17 protein-coding genes are annotated in these 17,508 nt (G+C 62.9%); 9 read left to right on the forward strand and 8 right to left on the reverse strand.

Translation table 11 applies throughout. From position 1 onward, the window contains the following. Positions 1-44: 44 nt before the first annotated feature. From ACSQ83_RS23455 to urtB, 7 genes are read right to left on the reverse strand one after another with little or no spacing between them, the layout of a single operon-like run. The gene (locus ACSQ83_RS23455) at positions 45-590 is read right to left on the reverse strand and encodes an amino acid synthesis family protein (protein ID WP_436229772.1); all 546 of its coding nucleotides are present in this window, start codon (positions 588-590) and stop codon (positions 45-47) included. Then, a complete protein-coding gene (locus ACSQ83_RS23460; RefSeq protein WP_436229773.1) occupies positions 587-2,017 on the reverse strand; it encodes an amidase family protein in 1,431 nt (476 codons plus the stop codon). The genes ACSQ83_RS23455 and ACSQ83_RS23460 overlap by 4 nt, the downstream gene beginning before the upstream one ends. Before the next feature lie 53 nt (positions 2,018-2,070). After that, positions 2,071-3,249 (reverse strand): ABC transporter substrate-binding protein, encoded by a 1,179-nt coding sequence (locus ACSQ83_RS23465; RefSeq protein WP_436229774.1) that lies wholly within the window; start codon positions 3,247-3,249, stop codon positions 2,071-2,073. A 19-nt stretch (positions 3,250-3,268) separates the two neighbouring features. Then, complete coding sequence (locus tag ACSQ83_RS23470; protein ID WP_436229775.1) at positions 3,269-4,012, reverse strand: ABC transporter ATP-binding protein; 744 nt, start codon at positions 4,010-4,012, stop codon at positions 3,269-3,271. After that, complete coding sequence (locus ACSQ83_RS23475; RefSeq protein ID WP_436229776.1) at positions 3,999-4,733, reverse strand: ABC transporter ATP-binding protein; 735 nt, start codon at positions 4,731-4,733, stop codon at positions 3,999-4,001. The genes ACSQ83_RS23470 and ACSQ83_RS23475 overlap by 14 nt, the downstream gene beginning before the upstream one ends. Continuing rightward, positions 4,733-5,806 (reverse strand): branched-chain amino acid ABC transporter permease, encoded by a 1,074-nt coding sequence (locus tag ACSQ83_RS23480; protein ID WP_436229777.1) that lies wholly within the window; start codon positions 5,804-5,806, stop codon positions 4,733-4,735. Before ACSQ83_RS23480 ends, ACSQ83_RS23475 begins: the two co-directional genes overlap by 1 nt. Before the next feature lie 5 nt (positions 5,807-5,811). Next, entirely contained in the window at positions 5,812-6,687 is an 876-nt protein-coding gene (gene urtB / locus ACSQ83_RS23485) for an urea ABC transporter permease subunit UrtB (RefSeq protein ID WP_436229778.1), read from the reverse strand. Between the two features lie 217 nt (positions 6,688-6,904). On the opposite strand from urtB, the gene ACSQ83_RS23490 reads away from it, so the two are divergent. Then, positions 6,905-7,144 (forward strand): helix-turn-helix domain-containing protein, encoded by a 240-nt coding sequence (locus ACSQ83_RS23490; RefSeq protein WP_436229779.1) that lies wholly within the window; start codon positions 6,905-6,907, stop codon positions 7,142-7,144. A gap of 344 nt (positions 7,145-7,488) precedes the next feature. Further along, positions 7,489-8,913 (forward strand): amidase family protein, encoded by a 1,425-nt coding sequence (locus tag ACSQ83_RS23495; RefSeq protein ID WP_436229780.1) that lies wholly within the window; start codon positions 7,489-7,491, stop codon positions 8,911-8,913. A 54-nt stretch (positions 8,914-8,967) separates the two neighbouring features. On the opposite strand, the gene ACSQ83_RS23500 is transcribed toward ACSQ83_RS23495, so the two are convergent. Next, on the reverse strand, positions 8,968-9,804 hold the full coding sequence (locus tag ACSQ83_RS23500) for a FadR/GntR family transcriptional regulator (protein ID WP_414948788.1): 837 nt from the start codon (positions 9,802-9,804) through the stop codon (positions 8,968-8,970). Positions 9,805-10,040: 236 nt separating this feature from the next. Here ACSQ83_RS23500 and ACSQ83_RS23505 point away from each other — a divergent pair, with 236 nt between their 5' ends. The 7 genes from ACSQ83_RS23505 (at position 10,041) to ACSQ83_RS23535 (ending at position 17,502) form a co-directional block, all read left to right on the forward strand. After that, positions 10,041-11,339: an acyl-CoA dehydrogenase family protein gene (locus ACSQ83_RS23505; RefSeq protein WP_436229781.1), complete on the forward strand. Its 1,299-nt coding sequence runs from the start codon at positions 10,041-10,043 to the stop codon at positions 11,337-11,339. Further along, on the forward strand, positions 11,329-11,607 hold the full coding sequence (locus tag ACSQ83_RS23510; RefSeq protein WP_414948785.1) for an acyl carrier protein: 279 nt from the start codon (positions 11,329-11,331) through the stop codon (positions 11,605-11,607). Before ACSQ83_RS23505 ends, ACSQ83_RS23510 begins: the two co-directional genes overlap by 11 nt. A 121-nt stretch (positions 11,608-11,728) precedes the next feature. Continuing rightward, entirely contained in the window at positions 11,729-12,607 is an 879-nt protein-coding gene (locus tag ACSQ83_RS23515) for a 3-oxoacyl-[acyl-carrier-protein] synthase III C-terminal domain-containing protein (protein WP_436229782.1), read from the forward strand. Positions 12,608-12,609: 2 nt separating this feature from the next. Then, positions 12,610-13,557, forward strand: coding sequence for a 3-oxoacyl-[acyl-carrier-protein] synthase III C-terminal domain-containing protein (locus ACSQ83_RS23520; RefSeq protein WP_436229783.1), 948 nt, complete (start codon positions 12,610-12,612; stop codon positions 13,555-13,557). A 25-nt stretch (positions 13,558-13,582) separates the two neighbouring features. After that, positions 13,583-15,187, forward strand: a complete 1,605-nt coding sequence (locus tag ACSQ83_RS23525) for an acyl-CoA ligase (AMP-forming), exosortase A system-associated (RefSeq protein WP_436229784.1) — start codon at positions 13,583-13,585, stop codon at positions 15,185-15,187. Then, entirely contained in the window at positions 15,184-16,392 is a 1,209-nt protein-coding gene (locus ACSQ83_RS23530; protein ID WP_436229785.1) for a pyridoxal-dependent decarboxylase, exosortase A system-associated, read from the forward strand. Before ACSQ83_RS23525 ends, ACSQ83_RS23530 begins: the two co-directional genes overlap by 4 nt. 24 nt (positions 16,393-16,416) lie before the next feature. Then, a complete protein-coding gene (locus tag ACSQ83_RS23535) occupies positions 16,417-17,502 on the forward strand; it encodes an acyl-CoA dehydrogenase family protein (RefSeq protein WP_436229786.1) in 1,086 nt (361 codons plus the stop codon). Positions 17,503-17,508 lie beyond the last annotated feature (6 nt).

A 17,508-nucleotide genomic window follows, 5' to 3' on the forward strand; every position in this document is an offset into this window, starting at 1 on the left:
TCCTGCGATTTCGCCTTTTGCCGGGCAAGCTTCCTGACCGAGTCTCAGCCCGGCCTCACGCGCGCAAGCGGTCTGCCACGCTCGGCCAACGCGATCGCAACCAGTAGCTCGTCCGGCTCCGGTGAGTCGGGCACCGACAGAGACACCGTGTCGAAATGGTCGAAGCTCCACATATCGGCAATGCCGTGCGTGGGTATATCGAGACAGGCGCCCGCTGCGCCGCGTTTGGTCACCGACGGCATGATCGTGGTCGCACCGGGCAGGCATTCACGCACCGCCTTGCCCAGCCGCGGATGAAGCAGCGCCGCGCCATACTCCAGCGGCACGCCCGTGCCCACCAGCGCCCCCTTCCCGTAGCCCTGGATGTCGCCTGGCGTGCAACCCAAAGCCTGCAGTGCGCGCCCGGTGAGAAGCGCTCCGAGTTCGGCACCCGTCGCGTAAAGCATGTCCAATGCGTCATCAGTGCCCTCACCTGCCATCGTCAGCACGGCCGCCGCGACAGCCTGGCGGTGCGGCGGCACGACCGGCACTCCGAGTTCTGCACATCGCTCGACCAGGTGAACGATCACCCTCGTAACCTGTACGCTCATGGTTGCGCCTCCATCCCGTCTGCCGGACGCTCAAGCGTTGCGCCTGGTGCCGGGAAAGCACCCCTTGCTGACTCGTACGCCCGCGCTGCGCGCAGGACCAAGGCATCGCCGCCCCATCGGCCGATGATCTGCACACCGGTTGGCAATCCTCCGGCAAAGCCACACGGCACACTCGCTGCGGGAAGCCCGGTCTGGTTACACCACGCGGTCAGCGCAGGTGCCGTACGCAGCCCGGCGGGCAGGCCCGGTACGGGCGGCGGACCACAGTGGAATGTTGGCGTGAGCAGCAGGTCGTAGCGCTGAAAGAAAGCCTTCATCGCCGCAGTGAGTGCATGCCGCGCAAGCAATGCGTCAGCAAACGTTGCGGTGTCCACCCGTTCACCTGCATCGGCAAGCGCCTTCAGTTCGGGATCGAGCAATGTCCGGTGCGCCGCCTCCATATGTCGGGCACGCTGCGCGAAGTACACCGACCACTGGACCGAATGCATGCGCCCATCGCCGTAATAGTCCGCAAGCGGCGTCACATCGCTTTCGACAACGTGCGCGCCAAGCGCCTCAAAGGCACTGGCTGCCTGCCTGACACACGCTTCGATGGCCGGCTCGATGCGCACGCCAGCGGGAGCCGCGCAGTACGCGATGCGAAGGCTCGCGACACCGTCGTCGAGCCCCACGCAGTAATCCGCCCAATAATCCGAACTGCTGGCGATGCCTGAATGCCGGTCGACGCCATCGTGCGTCATTACGCTGAGCATGAGCGCGGCATCGCGCACGTTGCACGCGATCGGTCCCAGCGTGGACAGCGCAGTCCATGACGCCGCTTTGCCGGCCGGTACGAGTGAGAACGTGGGCTTGAACCCGACCACACCGCTCCAACACGCAGGAATCCGAATTGACCCGCCTCCGTCGGTCGCGAGCGACAGCGGTCCCATCCCTAGCGCAACCGCCACCGCGGATCCACCACTGCTGCCCCCAGGCGAGAGCCGCGTATCCCACGGATTGCGGGTAGCCCCCGTCAGCGGACAATCGGTGACGATCTTGTTGCCAAACTCCGAGGTCGTAGTCTTGCCAAACGGTATGGCGCCCGCGCGGCGCAGCCTCGCCAAGGCCGGCGCGTCCTCACCTTCACGTTGCGGCGATGAGGTCAATGAGCCGTGACGCGTGGGAAAACCGGCTACCGCGACGAGATCCTTGACCGAGACTGGCACGCCATCGAGCGGACCGCGCGGCTCACCCTGCATCCACCGTCGCTCAGCGTCCCTAGCCGCTGACATCGCCCCTTCCTCGTCGATCGCGCAAAACGCATTGACGAGGAAATCGTGCTTTGTGACCTGATCCAGCACTGCGCACATGACCTCCACCGGCGAGAGTGTCCGCTGCCTGAAGCCGGCAACCAACTGACTTGCGTCGAGCCTGACAATGTCGTTCATTATGTATTCCTAAATTTTTGATGCATAAACCTTCTCGCGTAGGAGGACCCCTCCTAGCCTTCACAGACCGGCGTGACCGGTCCAGTGGAGTCGAGGATCGAAAAACTGTTGTCGGCGAGTGCCTGACCGATTCGTGTCTGGCAGAGCACGTGGCCACCATCGTGGCTCACCCCGGTCCTGCCACGCGGCAGCGCGACAGAGAGAGCAGGCAGCGCGGCCTTGACGCGCTCCGCGTCTACACTCCCTGCCGACCTGACGGCCTCGGCGAATAGACGAATCCCCGCATAAGTGTTCTCCCCGTGCGGCAGCACGACGGCATAACGTCCCAGCCGAGGATCACGGGCATCGGCATAACGCGCGGTATAGCGTGTGAGGAACGCCTGGTTTTCCGGATTGTCGATGCTCATGAAGTAAGACGACACGCCGATCGTGCCGGTCGAGGCGTCCGTGGTCGCAATCGAGAGGGATTCGTGCGCAATGTCTGTCACGAGCAGCGGTTTCATTGCGAATGACCGGTACTGCTTCACGAACGTCACTGGGTCATCCCCGATGCTGTGCCACACGACCTGCGCGTTTAAGCTCGCGACACGCTGCAGGACCGCACCATAGTCGCGCGTGCCGAAGGGTAGCCAGTAGACATCAAGGAATTTCCCTCCGTGATGCGCCACTGCTGCCTGTAACTGCGGGATCAGCACCTTCCTGTTGCTGCCGATATCGGACACGACCGCGCAGACGGACCGTCCTCCGTCACGCATGAGCCATGCAATCAGCGGTTCGATCCGCTGGCTTGCGGTAAGGCCTGTCGTGAGCAGTCGCGGGTCACATCGTCCCTCGTCGAAATTCGGATAGACCACCAACTTTCGTGCGGCTCTTGCCGCCTGGAGAGCAGCTTCGCGCTCCGACGGAAGCACCATGCCCGTGATCATCGCGACGTCGTCATGCATGAAGAGCTGCCGCGCCTTCTCGAGTGTGACCGCGGTAGACATCTGGGTGTCCTCGACGCTCAGTTGCAAGGGGCGCCCAAGCAGTCCACCCGCGGCGTTGATCTCGTCCACGGCAAGTGCTGCGCAGTTACGGTTGGTCTGCCCCACGCGCGTCAGGGGACCGCTCAGCGGTGCAAGCACGCCGATCTTCAGCGGCTCGGCCGAGCGCGCGAACGGGGAGACGGCCGATGCAGCAAGGGACGCAGCCGCACCAAGCAGCACAGTTCGGGAAAAGTCACGACGGTTCATGGTTTTTTCTCACTCGATTTCACTGAACGTTTTCATGATGAAATTCCGGCGCATTGTCCGCGGCCGGGGAAAGATAGCGTGCGAGCGGGTGTTCGCCCGTATCGCCCGATCGCGGTTCAACGATGCCGGCATGCACGAGCCGGCCGTTGCTTAGCACGATGCAACGCTGGGCACTCTGCAGGACAAGCTCGAGGTTCTGCTCGACGAGGAGCACGGCGAGCTTTGAGCGGCGGCAGAGTTCGGGAATCACCTCGCCGATACGCTCCACCAGATTGGGCTGCACACCGTCGGAAGGCTCGTCTAGCAGGAGCAGTTTCGGACGGCCACACAGCGCGCGGGCGATGGCGAGAACCTGCTGCTCGCCACCCGAGAGCGTGCCGCCCTGCTGTGACAGGCGCGCCTTGAGCACCGGGAAGTAATCGAACACCTCATCGAGGATGCAGGCACCACCGGCGGCCTGCGTGCCCATGAGGAGGTTCTCGCGCACGGTCAGTTTCGGAAAGATCCAGCGTCCCTGCGGCACGAGTCCGATGCCCCGGCGTGCAATCTCATGCGTGCCCAAGCCCAAGACTGGGTGCCCGACGAAAGAGACCTCCCCGCTCACGCGCGGCAGCAACCCCATGATCGCCTTCACCAGTGTGGTCTTGCCCGCACCGTTGCAGCCGAGCACACCGACCACCTCGTTCTGTAGCACGTCGAGCGTGATGTTGCGAATCACATCCACGTCGCCGTATCCGGCGCACAGGTTTTCAATGCGCAGCATGGTTGCCCCCCCGTCCCAGATAGATGCGGCGGATCTCGTCGTCGTCCGCAATCTCGGCATACGACCCCCGTCGGACCACCTCTCCGCGGTGCATGACCCACGTCTCACATGCGAGAGACTGCACGAAGCCAAGATCGTGTTCGATGGCGAGTACCGCACATCGCTCGCGCAACCGGTGAATAAGGCCCACCAGCCGCTGTGCGTCCTTCGCGGACAGCCCGGCTGCAGGTTCGTCGAGCAGCAGCAAGGCGGGCTGGCACATGATGGCCATGCCTATTTCGAGCCACTGGCGCTCGCCGTGCGGCAGATGCGAGGCGAGCTCGTTCGACTGTGCGGACAGACCCACCTCCTCCAGCACCGCTTCGGGATCGGGCATCGGCGAAGCCCGGTAAGCCGCAACCCCGAGGCCAGCCACCACCAGGTTGTCGCGCACCGTCATCGTGAGGAAGGTGTTGGTGCCCTGGAACTTGCGTACCACGCCACGCCTGCAGAACGCGTACATCGGGCGGCCTGTCATCCGCTCGCCGCCGAGATACAGTTCGCCCGCACCTGAAGCGATTGCGCCTGAGAGCAGACCAACGAGCGTGCTCTTGCCGGCCCCGTTCGGACCGATCACACACAGCAGGTCGCGCGGCCCGATTGCGATATCTACGCCCGCCACGGCGTTGATTCCGCCAAACGCGCGCGACAGGCCGGTGCCCTGAAGAAAGTGGGCGTCCATTACCGTTCCTCCTGTGCGTGGCTCGCGCGGTGAAGCAGCGGCCTGTTCGATTTCGCTCTCAGAATGCGGCGTATAGCCGCTGCGAGACCACGGACTCGCAAGCCGTTAGGCATGAAGAGCACACAGGCGAGGAACAGGCCACCGAGGATCAGTGGCCAACCGTCCGTGCTGTAGCTCGCGATGGTCTGCTTAAGGAGCGTCAGAGCGACCGCGGCGACGACAGGGCCACCCGTTCCACCTCGCCCGCCAATGGCCACCCATAGAATGACCTCGGTCGCCAGCAGCGGCGAGAAAACGTCGGGCGCCACCACGCCCGAGCAGGACGCCATCAGGCCGCCGGCGATAGCCGCCAGCACTGCTGACACGACGAAAACAGACAGCAGATGAAACGAGGTGTGATACCCGCATGCCTTCGCCCGCCATTCATTGGTTGCGATCGCATCGAGCAGTTTGCCGTAGTGGCTGCGGCACACGAACCACGTTAGGGCTATCGCTCCGAGGAGCACCACGGCCACGGCGTACCAGGACGCGCGAGGCCCACTCAGATCAAATGCGTGACCGCCCTCACCCACCGACAGTCCGGAGATGCCGAGGATTCCCGTGTCTCCCCCGGTGACCGACTGCCAGCTGACGGCGAGCTGCTGCGCGACGATCAGCACAGCCAAGCTGATGATCGCAAAGAAGTGCAGCCTTACCCCCGCAAAGAGCAGGAAATAACCCACCACTGCGGCGACAACCGCAGCGCACAGTACCCCCGCAGCGAGTCCCGCCATGGGTGCCTGTCCAAACAGTACGGTCGCCACGGCAAATCCATACGCGCCGAGGCCGAGAAACGTGGTGTGCCCGAGCGTCAGCACCCCGGCGCGGCCCCAGAGCAGGTCATAACTCAACGCGAGAATCCCCATGACCAGCGCATCACGCGCGGTTGAAAGCAGCCAGGGGCCAACGAACAATGGCAGGATTGCTGCGGCTATCACCGCTGCACCCCACATCAGCAGGGGCGGAGCATCCTTGGGACCGAGAGCCGGCTGTGCGAGCCACAGACGCAAGCCGGTTGCGTGTTTTTCAGACATACGTTTTATCCTTTACCGAGAAGCTGATGGGCCGCGCTGAATCCCGGAATCAGGCCCTGCGGCCTGAACCGGATCACCACGATGGAGAGGACCAGCACCAGCGCCGATGCGAGCGAGGGATCGACGCGATAACCCAGCAGCGTCTCGGCCGTGCCGATGACTGCGCTGCCCAGGATGCTGCCCGCAATCGAGCCGATACCGCCCAGCACAATCACGAAGAAAGCCTTGGCGAGATAAGAGACGCCAAGATGCGATTCCACCGAAACCATAGGTGCAACGAGCACACCAGCGAGCGAGGCAAGCGCCGCGCCGCCACAGAACGCAATGCGATTCAGGCGTCGGGTGTCGATGCCAGTGGCCTCGGCCATCGCCGGGTGCTGGATCACGGCGCGCAACTGCATACCAAAGCGCGTGCGGGCAAAAAGCAGCCAGCACCCCGCTGTTACGATGAGTGCGACAACGATCACGAAGATCCGGTAGGCTGGATAGCTACCCCCAGGGACCGGAACCGCTCCGTCGAACGGCGCGTACACCAGCATCGGCTGCGTGCCGAAGATGAGTTCCAGTGCCTTCTGCAGGATCAGGCTGATCGCGTAGGTCGCGAGAAGGGTATCCAGTGGCCTGTCGTAGAGACACCGGATGATGAAACGCTCGAGGCACCATCCGAGGAGTGCACCGGTTAGCGGTGCCGCCAGCAATGCAACCCAGAACGCCTCCTTCCCAGCAACCGCCTGCACGACAGCCAGTGTGTAAGCGCCGATCGTGACCCACTCTGCATGTGCAAGGTTCACGATGTCCATCATGCCGAATACGATGGCAAGCCCAATCGCGATCATCGCAAGGATAGAGACGTAACTCAAAATATTCAGGATTACTACCATATTGACCTCTCAATTCAAGCAAAGCCCGAACACCGCCCGCGCCCAACTGGAGCCGCTCATTGCCGGTCGCGGCGCACGACGTGCGTAACATGTCGGATTTCTTTTACACACAAAATATTGTGAATTTTAGCTCAAATTTAACGAAATACACAATTTATTGTGAATTTTCAGATATGCGCTCCCCGATACTCGTTTCGCCCAGCTAAATCGAGTTCGTATGACCAAGGAAGCACTGCTCGAGGCACTCGGGAAGGAGATCCGCGCACGCCGCAAACTGAAGAAACTAACTCAGGCGGGTCTCGCTTTGCGTGCCAACATTCATCCAAACACCGTCTCATTCATCGAGCGGGCCGAGACGGTCGCCGGTGTCGACGCATTGATCGACATCGCCGACGCGCTCGGCACTGCGCTGTCACAACTGATCAGGGCCGCCGAGGATCGCGCCAGCCTTCGTTAGTTAGTTTGTCCCTAGGCCGCTGCCCGACAATGCACGACCGGGCTCCTTGCGGTTTTGCACATCCATCCTTCCGAATTAGCACAGTCGCTATACCGGCGACCCGTGACCGCCTGCTGCAGCCATTGCTTAACGCCGACAAGATCGCGTCACAACAGAATCCGAGACCACCGTTTCAGTGATATCTGTCGCGCCCCAGTTTTATGATCATAAAATTACGCCAGTATAAAATAAGCGTCAATACTATTTTTTACCTCGTTTACCCCAGATTTTTCCTTACACACTCGCCTTGACACAGCTGTTCGCTGCGCATATTGTCATTTAATGATGATAAATAAGGAAATGAGATGGATAGTCAACTCTGCGATCTGACTGTATGGGAACTGCACGCGCTCTTTGAAGCGGGGAGTGCTTCGCCGGTCGACGTCATGAAAGCCGTACTTCGTCGCGTTGAGCAACTCGACCCCGCCGTGAATGCGTTCTGCCGGATAGCCGAAAATGCACTCGACATGGCACGGGCGTCCGAGGCACGATGGCATCGCAAACGCCCCCTCGGCGCCCTCGACGGCGTGCCAGTTAGCATCAAGGACAACGTCGCCGTCTCGGGGCTTGCCACGCGATACGGCTCACGCGTCACGGCCGAAGTACCGGCGCCCCAGGACAGTCCGTGCGTGGCGAGACTTCGCGAGTCAGGCGCGATCTGCTTTGCCAAGACCACCCTGCCCGATTTTGCCCACAAGATCGTCACCGACAGTCCGCTCACGGGCGTGACACGCAATCCCTGGGATATAAAGCGCACGCCAGGCGGGAGCAGTGGCGGTGCCGCCGTCGCCGTCTCGCTCGGCATGGCGCCAGCGGCAATCGGCACCGACGGTGGCGGGTCCATCCGGATTCCCGCCGCTTTCACCGGCACGTTCGGCTTCAAACCAAGCTTTGGACGCGTCCCGCATGCCCCGCGCGGCCCGTTTGGCCTCTTAAGCCATATCGGCCCCGTGACCCGGTGCGTGGAAGATGCCGCGCGCATCCTGACTGTGATCAGCCGGCCTGACAGCCGCGACTGGTACGCCTTGCCGTTCGACGCGAGCGACTACGAACTGGGTCTTAAGTGCAAGCCGGCGCCCGGTGGTATCCGCATAGCGTACAGTCCGTCTCTCGGGCTTGGCATCACGCCGGAAGCTGCCATCCACGACGCGGTAATGCGAGCAGCCGATACCTTGCGTCAGCTCGGTGCGCGAGTCCAGCCAGACGACCCTCCTGGTATCGATCGCTGCAATGCAATCCACGCGACCCTCTGGCCGGCATGCTGCCGCCAGCTCACCGAAGGCATGGCCGACGGCGGTGCTGGACTCGATCCGTCATTGCGGGCCTACTCCGACGCGGGTGCCGGAATATCGCGCCAAGCGCTACTTGGCGCGCTGATCGAGAGGGGCGAGCTTGGCGCCGGCGTCAACGCATTCTTCGACCGTTACGACCTCGTGATCTGTCCGGTATATCCGCGCATAGCGATGCGACTCACCGAACTTCAGCGCGGTGACAAACTGTTCCCCCACTTCACCGCCTGGTGCAATCAGCTCGGGCTTCCCGCTGCCAGCCTCTATGCGGGTACAACGTCGGAAGGCCTGCCCATCGGCATACAGATCGTGGGAGGCCGCCACGCGGATGCACTCGTGCTCTGGGCAAGCCACATTCTCGAACTCGCCTTTGGAAGGGCCCCGTTTGCCGAGCTGGCACGTACACTTTCATTGTCCGTTGCTGGCGGTAAAGCGCGCTGAGACCCTGCGTCCGGCGAACATACGGACCTATCGGACGCGGGGCCCAATGTCATATCACGATCCTCCCTTCTTGCCCGCATGCAAACCAAGATCCGAATCCAGTACCAGCTTTTGCTGTAAAGCCGCATGAACCTTGCGAAGCTGCGCTTCCGCTTCTTCCATGTGCGCCGCCATGAGTTGTTCGACCTCGCTGGCGTCGCGCCGCTTTGCCGCATCCAGAATCGCCCGGTGAGCAGCGACGGTCTGCCGCCCGAACGCCTGGTATTCCTGCTGGGTGACGTTGCCCGCCACGATCACCAGACTGTGTAGCATCTGGTTGATGATCTGGCACACGCAGCGAAGGAATGCATTGGGATTAGCGGCCGCCAACACATCATGAAAGTGGATGTCCTCGTGTCGCTGGCCAAGCGCATGTTCGTGACTTGCGACAAACGGCTCGCACACTTCAACACTGCCTTCCAGCGCGTCCAGCTCCGCATCCGTCAGATACTCTACCGCGCCAGCCGCAAGTCGCGGCTCCAGCACTCGCCGGACAGCGTAAATGTCCTCCAGAGTCATGCTCTCGAAAAACAGATAGTTCTGCAGCGCCTGGAAAGCGCGGGTAAGCGGCACGCGGGTGATCGTGGCCCCGCCATCTGGACCCGTACTCAGACGCACGAGCCCCTGTACCTCCAAGGCCTTCAGCGCCTCACGTATGGAACCCCGACTAACGTTGAATATTTCCTGGAGCTCGGCTTCCTTGTTCAATCGCATGCCCGAGCGCAGCTTTCCATCGGTAATCGAGCTCTTGATGAGCTCGGCCACCCGATCTCCCCGCTTGGTCGTGCGGGGTCCCCTGCTGTCGGGTTGCAGCAACGGCTTTTTTGCTGTCGTCTGTTTTCGCGCTGCCATTCGTCACACCCGTGGTTGGCCAATCATCGTTCAATAGGGACATCATTATCGGTCATCTACTGGCGACATGGCCGACCTTACGCCACGTCACGCCGGCCCGCGCCCTCCTAAAGTTCGGGGGTGGCGATGCGACGCTCCTGCTCCTAGGCTCTAGACGAACGGCACGCGGGCAACTGCCCCGTGATTCCGGTGCACGTTACGCCTCGGCGCACGCGCGCCATTTTGGGAAACACGTCATGACTCAAGACGAACCGACGTCACAACAAGTCCATGCGATCGAGTACATCGGCAGAGCTCTCGCGGATCGGGGACTTGATCTCGAACGGCTCGCCAACAGCATGCGCGCCGTAAGTCGCGAATCGGACGCAACGGGCAAAATCGGAGGTCCTCCGTGGCGCTCAGATGACGTGCGAGCTCTGAATATGAACCTCGTGCCTGCAGACCACGGGGGCTGCCCGGCCCTCCAGTCCCTCGTGGCGCAGGCGACATTGATGGCTTACCTCGGCGAAGCCGACGCAAGCCTGGCGCTTGCTTTGCCGGGCCCGGGGCTCGCCATGCCACCTGTCGTCGCGCTCGCCTCGACGGAGCAGCGCGAACAGTTCTTGCGGCGATTCGAATCCGACGCGCCGCGCTGGGGAGCCTTTGCCATCACCGAGCCCGACTGTGGTTCCGACGCGACTGCCATGCGTACCAGCGCAATAAAGACCGGTCGTGGCTGGGTTCTGAACGGAACAAAGTGCTTTATCACGAACGGTGCGCGCGCCGACTGCGTGATCACGTTTGCAACGATCAACCGACAGATGGGCCGCTACGGTATCCGTGCATTCCTAGTGGACTGCAATACACCTGGATTCACGGTGTCGCGCATCGAGCGCATGGCTGGCCTGCGCGCGACCCAACTTGCCGTGCTCTCGTACACCGACTGCGAGCTCACCGATGACGCGATGCTCGCCCGCGGCGACGAAAAGCCGCTCGATGACGCATTCTCGGGTGCACAGCGGTCCTGGGACTACTTCAGGCCACTGCTTTCCGCAGTCATGGTCGGTACCTGTCGGCGAGTACGCACGGACCTTAAGGTCTGGCTCGATGCGGGCGGCACGCCCGCGAACAGGCATCGAGGCGTGGCCAGTGTGCAGGCGTCGCTGCTCGATATCGATCGCCAGATCACGGCTGCATGGTTGCTTTGTCACTGCACGGCCTGGAAGGCGGATCAAGGCATCGCAACGTCAATGGACTCCTCCATGACCAAAGCGTTCGCCTCGCGTGTGACCGCACGGGTGACGGGCGCTGCAATGGAGCTCGCTGGTATCGATGGCATCGCCGCCTGTCCGTCGCTTGAGCAGGGTTACCGGGATGCCAAGGCGTTCGACATCATGGAAGGTACCGGCGACCTGCAGCGACTCATGATTGCGCGGGCAGCGCAGCGATCGACGGCACGTTCGTGGGACATCACGGACGTGCCTGGAGACTGCTCCAGCGCGCCGGACAATTCCAACGCCCACAGATCCGGGCAGGAGACATCTCATGACGCATAACCCGCACGGCCCCAGATTCGAGGAAATCGCAGCCACCATCAGGTCATGCCTGCTGTCGGCGATCGGCAGCACGATGGCTGCCGACCTGATCGCGGACGACACGAACCTGTTCGATGTCGGCGTTGACTCCATGAACATGACAGACCTGCTTCTTCAACTCGAGCAGCGTTTTGGCTTCACGCTCGCGCCGGAGGATCTTTCTGCCGATCTGTTCATGCGTTTCGACAACCTCGTCTCCTTCGTTGAATCCCATGTCTGTCGCAACTAACCACGTTCGCGAGCGAGCATGCATCGCGGCCACCGCGCGGTACGTCCCGCAAGCGCGCGTGCAGCCCGACGTGACGTTTGAGCAGCCAGCGGACACGCCTTCATTGGCGCGGGAGACCGTCATGCGATCAGTTTATGCCGATACGCTGCGCTGGAGCCGCGAGGTGGCAGGCTCCGGTCCCGTCGATCATTCGTCGAAGTCGGTGCGCTTCGCCAGCGAGCCACATCACCTCCTCTCGGAAATGGCCTCAATGGTAGCGAGGGAAGCTATCCGGCGGCCCCCCGGGAAAGACAAACTCGCGCCGGATCAGATTATCGTCTGTGCGACAAGCTTCGAGCACGATCTCGCGCTCTCGTGCGCTGGTCGCCTACACAGCGAACTGGGATCGACGGGCGTGCCGTTCGCGATCGGACAGCTCCAGGGCGTGTCCTTCTTTCTTGCGCTGCAGATGGCGGCCGACATGATGGCCAGCGAGAAGCGCATGTCCACCACACTGATCGTCGCGGCTGAACGCTGGCTGCCGCCATTCTCCCGCCAGACAGGTTCGCTGGCCGCATTGGGTGATGGGGCGGCCGCCGTGTTGGTCAGGCGCCGGGCCGGACCCGGATGGCGCGTGCGCAGCGTTATGGTATGTACACCCTTCACCTCCGTTTCCACTCCGCCGCACGATGCCTTTATTGACGAAGCGGCTGTAGCCGAAGTTATCGGCGCGACGTGTACGCAGGCGGGCCTGAAACCCGCCGCCCTTGACTGGATCGTGCCTCCGCGTATCAACGCAACCCTGGCACGTGAGGTCAACGCACGGGCCCGACTGCCTGCCGAGCGAATGTGGTATCCGGACCCGGGGGACATCGGGTACCTGTGTGCCGCAGACGCGCCCGTGCAGCTCGACATGCTGTTGCAGTCGGTTGCTCCGGCGCACGGTCAACGCATCCTGCTTTGGTCTGTCGGCTTCCAGGGACAGGCCGCCTGCGCGATCCTCGAGTTTCGCGGGAGCTAGCGATGTCTGCGCCCCTGCCCGACTCCATGCTGTCCGTGTCCGGAATCGCGTTCAGCCTTCCGTCCCGCACGGTCGATGCGGCCACCTGGGCGAGTCGCTGCGGATTGCCCGAGGCGCGCGCGAGTGCATTGCTGCGCAACGGTGTGCAGCAATTCCACGATGCTGCAGCGCAGTCACCGGTCACCTTTGCATGCGAAGCGGTTGCCGCCCTGCTCGAAGACACCGGCGCGACACCGGCAAGCATCGATGCACTCGTGTACACGCACACAATCCAGAGCAGCGTCCTCGCACCGCCGGCCGGTACCGCGGCGTTCATTCAGTCCCGCATGGGACTGAATCGCGCACTCGCATTTTCGGTGATGCAGCAAAATTGCGTCTCGCCGATCGCCACCATCCGCATGCTGCGCGTGCTTACCGTCGCAGGTCTGCCCATCCAGCGGGCGATCGTTGTCTGCGCGGATGTGATCGGCTCGGGCTGCGATCATCTGCGCGCCATCCAGGACCTTGCGCTGCACAGCGACGGGGCGTGCGCAATCCTCCTGGAGCGTGGTACCGCCCGCAACTGCATTGTGGGGCTGCATCTTTATACGGACGGTCGCTACTTCCGCGGCACCGACGACGACCTGCAGCCCGTGTCGGATGACCGCTACTACTGGTCGGCATTCACGACGATGCGTGCGGCCCTGGCAGAGGCAGGCATCACGGCTAATGAACTCGTCCATGTCCTGCCTCACCACGTCAACCTCCCCGGATGGTCCCGCCTACTGACCATGCTCTCCGTACCCCAGGAGCACCTTTTCACCGCTAATTTCGGGCGCCTCGGCCACGTGTTCGGCGCAGACCCCTTCATCAACTTACACACCGCGCCAAACGGGCAACCGGGTTCCTGCTCCCTGCTGTTCTCCAGCGGACTTGCCGGCTGCTTTGGCGCGATGGTAATCCGCCACTGATTCTGACCTTCATTGCGACCCGGACATGAGAAACCTCCTTGACCTTGTGCAGTCAGCAGCACGCCGCACACCTGATGCGCAGGCGCTCGTTTGCGGCGATGTCCGTGTGACCTACGACGAACTGCTGCGGCGCAGCCACGCGTTCGGGCAAGCATTGTCTTCCCTCGACATGGCTCCAGGCGCGCGCGTCGCAATCTTTCTCGACAAACGTATTGAGACCGTTGTCTCGATGCTCGGCGCTTGCGCGGCGGGTTGCGTGTTCGTCCCGGTCAATCCGCTCCTGAAACCGAACCAGGTGGCTCACGTGCTTCGCGACAGTGGCGCCCGGTGCCTCGTGAGCACCGGATTGCGCGCCGGTCCCCTCGCTGCACAAGGTGTTGCGCCGGTAACCGATCTGATTCTCGTCGATGGGGTCGACCCGGCAGTTTCGGGCCCCGAGACCACGGTCCGCGTGCATCGCTGGCCGCGCGCCGAGACCGCCGGCCCCGACAATGCCCCGATCCCGGAATTGTCCGAAGCGACGATTGACAGCGACCTGGCCGCCCTTCTGTACACCTCCGGCTCGACAGGCCTGCCTAAGGGCGTGATGCTCAGCCACAGGAACCTGCTCGAAGGTGCCTGGAGCGTGGCCGACTATCTGCGTCACGAGCCGTCTGACCGCATCCTCGCCGTCCTGCCCCTGAGCTTCGATGCGGGGCTAAGCCAGCTGACTTCGGCTTGGTCCGCGGGCGCGACAGCGGTGCTTCTGAATTACCTCACCGCACATGATGTCGTCCTTACGTGCGAGCGGGAACACATCACCGCGATTACGGGTGTGCCGCCACTGTGGATGCAACTCGCAGCCGCGACGTGGCCGGACGGCCCGCGCAATACACTGCGCTACTTCGCGAACACCGGAGGTCGCCTGCCGCTGCCGGTACTGCAGAGACTCAGGGCGCTGTTTCCGCAGGCCGCACCCTTTCTGATGTACGGGCTGACCGAAGCGTTCCGTTCCACGTTTCTCGATCCAGCTCAAGTCGACCGGCGGCCCGACTCGATCGGCAAGGCCGTGCCCAATGCGCGGGTGCTCGTCGTCCGGGAGGACGGTTCGCCGTGCGCGCCCGATGAACCCGGCGAGCTGGTACACGTGGGCGCGTGCGTCACACTCGGTTACTGGAACGACGCCGCACGCAGCGCACAACGCTATCGCCCTTCGCCCGAAGCAAAAGCGGGTGGCACGCCGCGTGACGTGGCGGTCTGGTCCGGAGACCTCGTGCGGCGCGACAACGATGGTTTTCTCTATTTCATCGCGCGCAATGACGCCCAGATCAAGAGTTCGGGCTACCGGATCAGCCCGGAAGAAATCGAGGAAACGATCCACGCAAGCGGGCTAGTCGTGGAAGCGGTCGCCGTGGGTATCCCTGATGACGAGCTTGGCGAAGCTGTCGCGCTGCTCGTCGTCCTCGCAGGTGGCTCAGGTGTCGATAATCTGCGCGACTGGTGCATGCAGAGCCTGCCACGTTACATGGTCCCCCGAGACATCGTGAGCTGTGCGGAGATCCCACGCAATCCCAACGGGAAATTCGACCGGGTGGCGTTGCGCACAGGGCTTACCTCGTTTGAGCGCACTTCAGGGGAGAAATCATCGTGAGCCTGACTTTCATCCGGCGGCCTCTGGGCCTGCAATTCGGTGGCGTGGACGTGGGCCAGCTGGCCGACCGTGCCGGGCGCACACCGTTTTTCGCGTACGACCGCTCAGCGATCGATGCCCGCATCCGAGAACTGCGCAGCCTGCTGCCCTGCGGCATACACCTCCACTACTCGATCAAGGCGAATCCAATGCCCGCCGTGGTCCACTACCTCGCCGCGCGGGTCGACGGTTTCGATGTCGCTTCGGCACAGGAGATGGCGCTCGCGCTCGATGCCGGCACCACGCCAGGCGCAATCGGCTTTGCCGGGCCGGGCAAGTCTCACGACGACCTGCGACGTGCCATCGCCAGCGGGGTCAACGTGCACGTTGAATCACAAACCCAGCTGCAGCTCGTCACCGCGCTCGGATGGGAGCTCGGCGTGACGCCCAGCGTGGCGATCCGCGTCAATCCCGACTTTCAGGTCGCGCACAGTGGCATGCGCATGGGTGGCGGTGCGGCGCCCTTCGGCGTCGATGTCGACCAGGTGCCGGCGCTGCTGCGCGAACTCGAAGCGCGGGAAGTCGGACTCGCCGGCTTTCACATCTTCTGGGGCTCGCAGTGCTTGCACGCTGCGACCGTCATCGAGGCGCAACGCCAGAGTGTTGAACTCATCTTCCGGCTGGCCAGCGCTCTGCCCCAACCGCTGCGGTTTGTGAATCTTGGTGGCGGCTTTGGCATCCCCTACTTCCCGGGAGAAACACCACTCGACGTGAGGGCAGTCTGCGAGGCAATGCACGACTGGCTGCCACGGCTGTACGAACGTCTGCCCGAAACGACGCCGATCCTGGAGCTTGGCCGTTACCTGGTGGGTGAGGCGGGGATCTACGTATGCCGCGTGATCGACCGAAAGCTCTCGCGCGGCAAAACCTTCGTCATCACGGATGGCGGCATGCATCATCACCTGGCTGCCTCCGGCAACTTCGGTCAGGTCCTTCGCCGTAACTTTCCAGTCATCATCGGAAACCGTCCCGAGGGTGTGGCACGCGAACGCTGTCACGTGGTGGGCTGCCTGTGCACGCCGCTCGACCGTCTTGCGGACGACATTGAACTTCCCGAAGTCCATATCGGTGATTTCGTCGTGGTGCAACAGTCGGGCGCGTATGGGCGCTCGGCAAGCCCGCTACGTTTTCTCAGTCATCCCGAACCCGTCGAAATGCTCGTGTGAGCCCGCGACATCCGGAGAAACATCATGGCATCCCGTGAGTCCGTTGTGGCAGACCTGACACCACCATCCTGGGCACTCAGCGACGACCAGCGAGGGCTGGCTATGGCCGCAAGGCAGTTTGCACGCGAGCGCCTCGAGCCTTTGCTGGGCCGTCCGCTGGACCCTGCCCTGTGGAGCGAGAGCGTCAGGCTCGCGGCGACGCTCGACCTCGCGACGATGATCCTGCCGCAGCAGGCGGGGGGCATGGGAATCAGCCGCCACGACCTGGCACTTGTCGTTGAACAGTTCGCAGCGGGTCCGCTGGAACGCGCGGCGGAGCTGACCCTCAGCAGCCCCGCACTGCTGACGCTGCGCGAATACGATGCACTCGACCTGCTACCCGATCGGGATATCCAGCACTACTTTGACGGCACCACATCCATTGCGCTGGGTATCCCGGACGTCGATGCTTCGGGCCTCTGGGTATTGCGCCAACATCCAGCATCGCCCGCAATAATGATCCGCATGGACGATGAACGTCCGCAGCTCGTGCTCGCGACGATGCCTGGAGAGCCGAACACCCAAGGGGCCGCACCTGTTGCCATGCTCGGCGCGTTATACATCGAGCGATGCACAACCGTGCCCGCTGGCGACGCTCCCTTCCTCGGCGAGTTCAAGAACGCAAGCCACGTCAGCCGAGATCCGGTACGGCAATGGCTCGTCGATACAGCCGTCTACTTCGCCGCGCTGCTTTCTGGCGCCATGCAGCAGTGCATTGACTTCGCTCTTGCCTATAGCGTGACCCGACAGGCCTTCCGCAAGCCGATCGTCGCCCATCAACTTGTCGCTGCCCGGCTCGCCGACATGCTCATGTCCGCGCACACCATACACCTCGTTCTCCGCTCGGTTGCAGCGCAGGATACGCAGGCGCAGATCGCCCCCGTTTCGCACATGGCCCGCCACGTTGCCACCGAAGCGATGGACATTGCGCGGGACCTTGTGCAGCTTTGCGGTGGTCATGGCTACGTAGAAGGCCTCCCCCCGGCTGCACGGCTACTGACGGTGCCCTGGTTTGCGATGCTGTTGATGAAGGTCGAGGCCGCACTGCACACATTCACCGCGTCTGCGTGAGGCATT

It is taken from the genome of Caballeronia sp. LjRoot29 (genome assembly GCF_964252755.1).
Taxonomy (GTDB): Bacteria; Pseudomonadota; Gammaproteobacteria; order Burkholderiales; family Burkholderiaceae; genus Caballeronia.

What these genes read in the sequence shown, in the direction of transcription:
- ACSQ83_RS23495 (WP_436229780.1), top strand. Translation starts at nt 7,489, where the DNA reads ATGGATAGTCAACTCTGCGATCTGACTGTATGGGAACTGCACGCGCTC.
- ACSQ83_RS23500 (WP_414948788.1), bottom strand. Translation starts at nt 9,804, where the DNA reads ATGGCAGCGCGAAAACAGACGACAGCAAAAAAGCCGTTGCTGCAACCC.
- ACSQ83_RS23510 (WP_414948785.1), top strand. Translation starts at nt 11,329, where the DNA reads ATGACGCATAACCCGCACGGCCCCAGATTCGAGGAAATCGCAGCCACC.
- ACSQ83_RS23505 (WP_436229781.1), top strand. Translation starts at nt 10,041, where the DNA reads ATGACTCAAGACGAACCGACGTCACAACAAGTCCATGCGATCGAGTAC.
- urtB (WP_436229778.1), bottom strand. Translation starts at nt 6,687, where the DNA reads ATGGTAGTAATCCTGAATATTTTGAGTTACGTCTCTATCCTTGCGATG.
- ACSQ83_RS23525 (WP_436229784.1), top strand. Translation starts at nt 13,583, where the DNA reads ATGAGAAACCTCCTTGACCTTGTGCAGTCAGCAGCACGCCGCACACCT.
- ACSQ83_RS23480 (WP_436229777.1), bottom strand. Translation starts at nt 5,806, where the DNA reads ATGTCTGAAAAACACGCAACCGGCTTGCGTCTGTGGCTCGCACAGCCG.
- ACSQ83_RS23460 (WP_436229773.1), bottom strand. Translation starts at nt 2,017, where the DNA reads ATGAACGACATTGTCAGGCTCGACGCAAGTCAGTTGGTTGCCGGCTTC.
- ACSQ83_RS23535 (WP_436229786.1), top strand. Translation starts at nt 16,417, where the DNA reads ATGGCATCCCGTGAGTCCGTTGTGGCAGACCTGACACCACCATCCTGG.
- ACSQ83_RS23490 (WP_436229779.1), top strand. Translation starts at nt 6,905, where the DNA reads ATGACCAAGGAAGCACTGCTCGAGGCACTCGGGAAGGAGATCCGCGCA.
- ACSQ83_RS23465 (WP_436229774.1), bottom strand. Translation starts at nt 3,249, where the DNA reads ATGAACCGTCGTGACTTTTCCCGAACTGTGCTGCTTGGTGCGGCTGCG.
- ACSQ83_RS23470 (WP_436229775.1), bottom strand. Translation starts at nt 4,012, where the DNA reads ATGCTGCGCATTGAAAACCTGTGCGCCGGATACGGCGACGTGGATGTG.
- ACSQ83_RS23475 (WP_436229776.1), bottom strand. Translation starts at nt 4,733, where the DNA reads ATGGACGCCCACTTTCTTCAGGGCACCGGCCTGTCGCGCGCGTTTGGC.
- ACSQ83_RS23520 (WP_436229783.1), top strand. Translation starts at nt 12,610, where the DNA reads ATGTCTGCGCCCCTGCCCGACTCCATGCTGTCCGTGTCCGGAATCGCG.
- ACSQ83_RS23455 (WP_436229772.1), bottom strand. Translation starts at nt 590, where the DNA reads ATGAGCGTACAGGTTACGAGGGTGATCGTTCACCTGGTCGAGCGATGT.
- ACSQ83_RS23515 (WP_436229782.1), top strand. Translation starts at nt 11,729, where the DNA reads ATGCGATCAGTTTATGCCGATACGCTGCGCTGGAGCCGCGAGGTGGCA.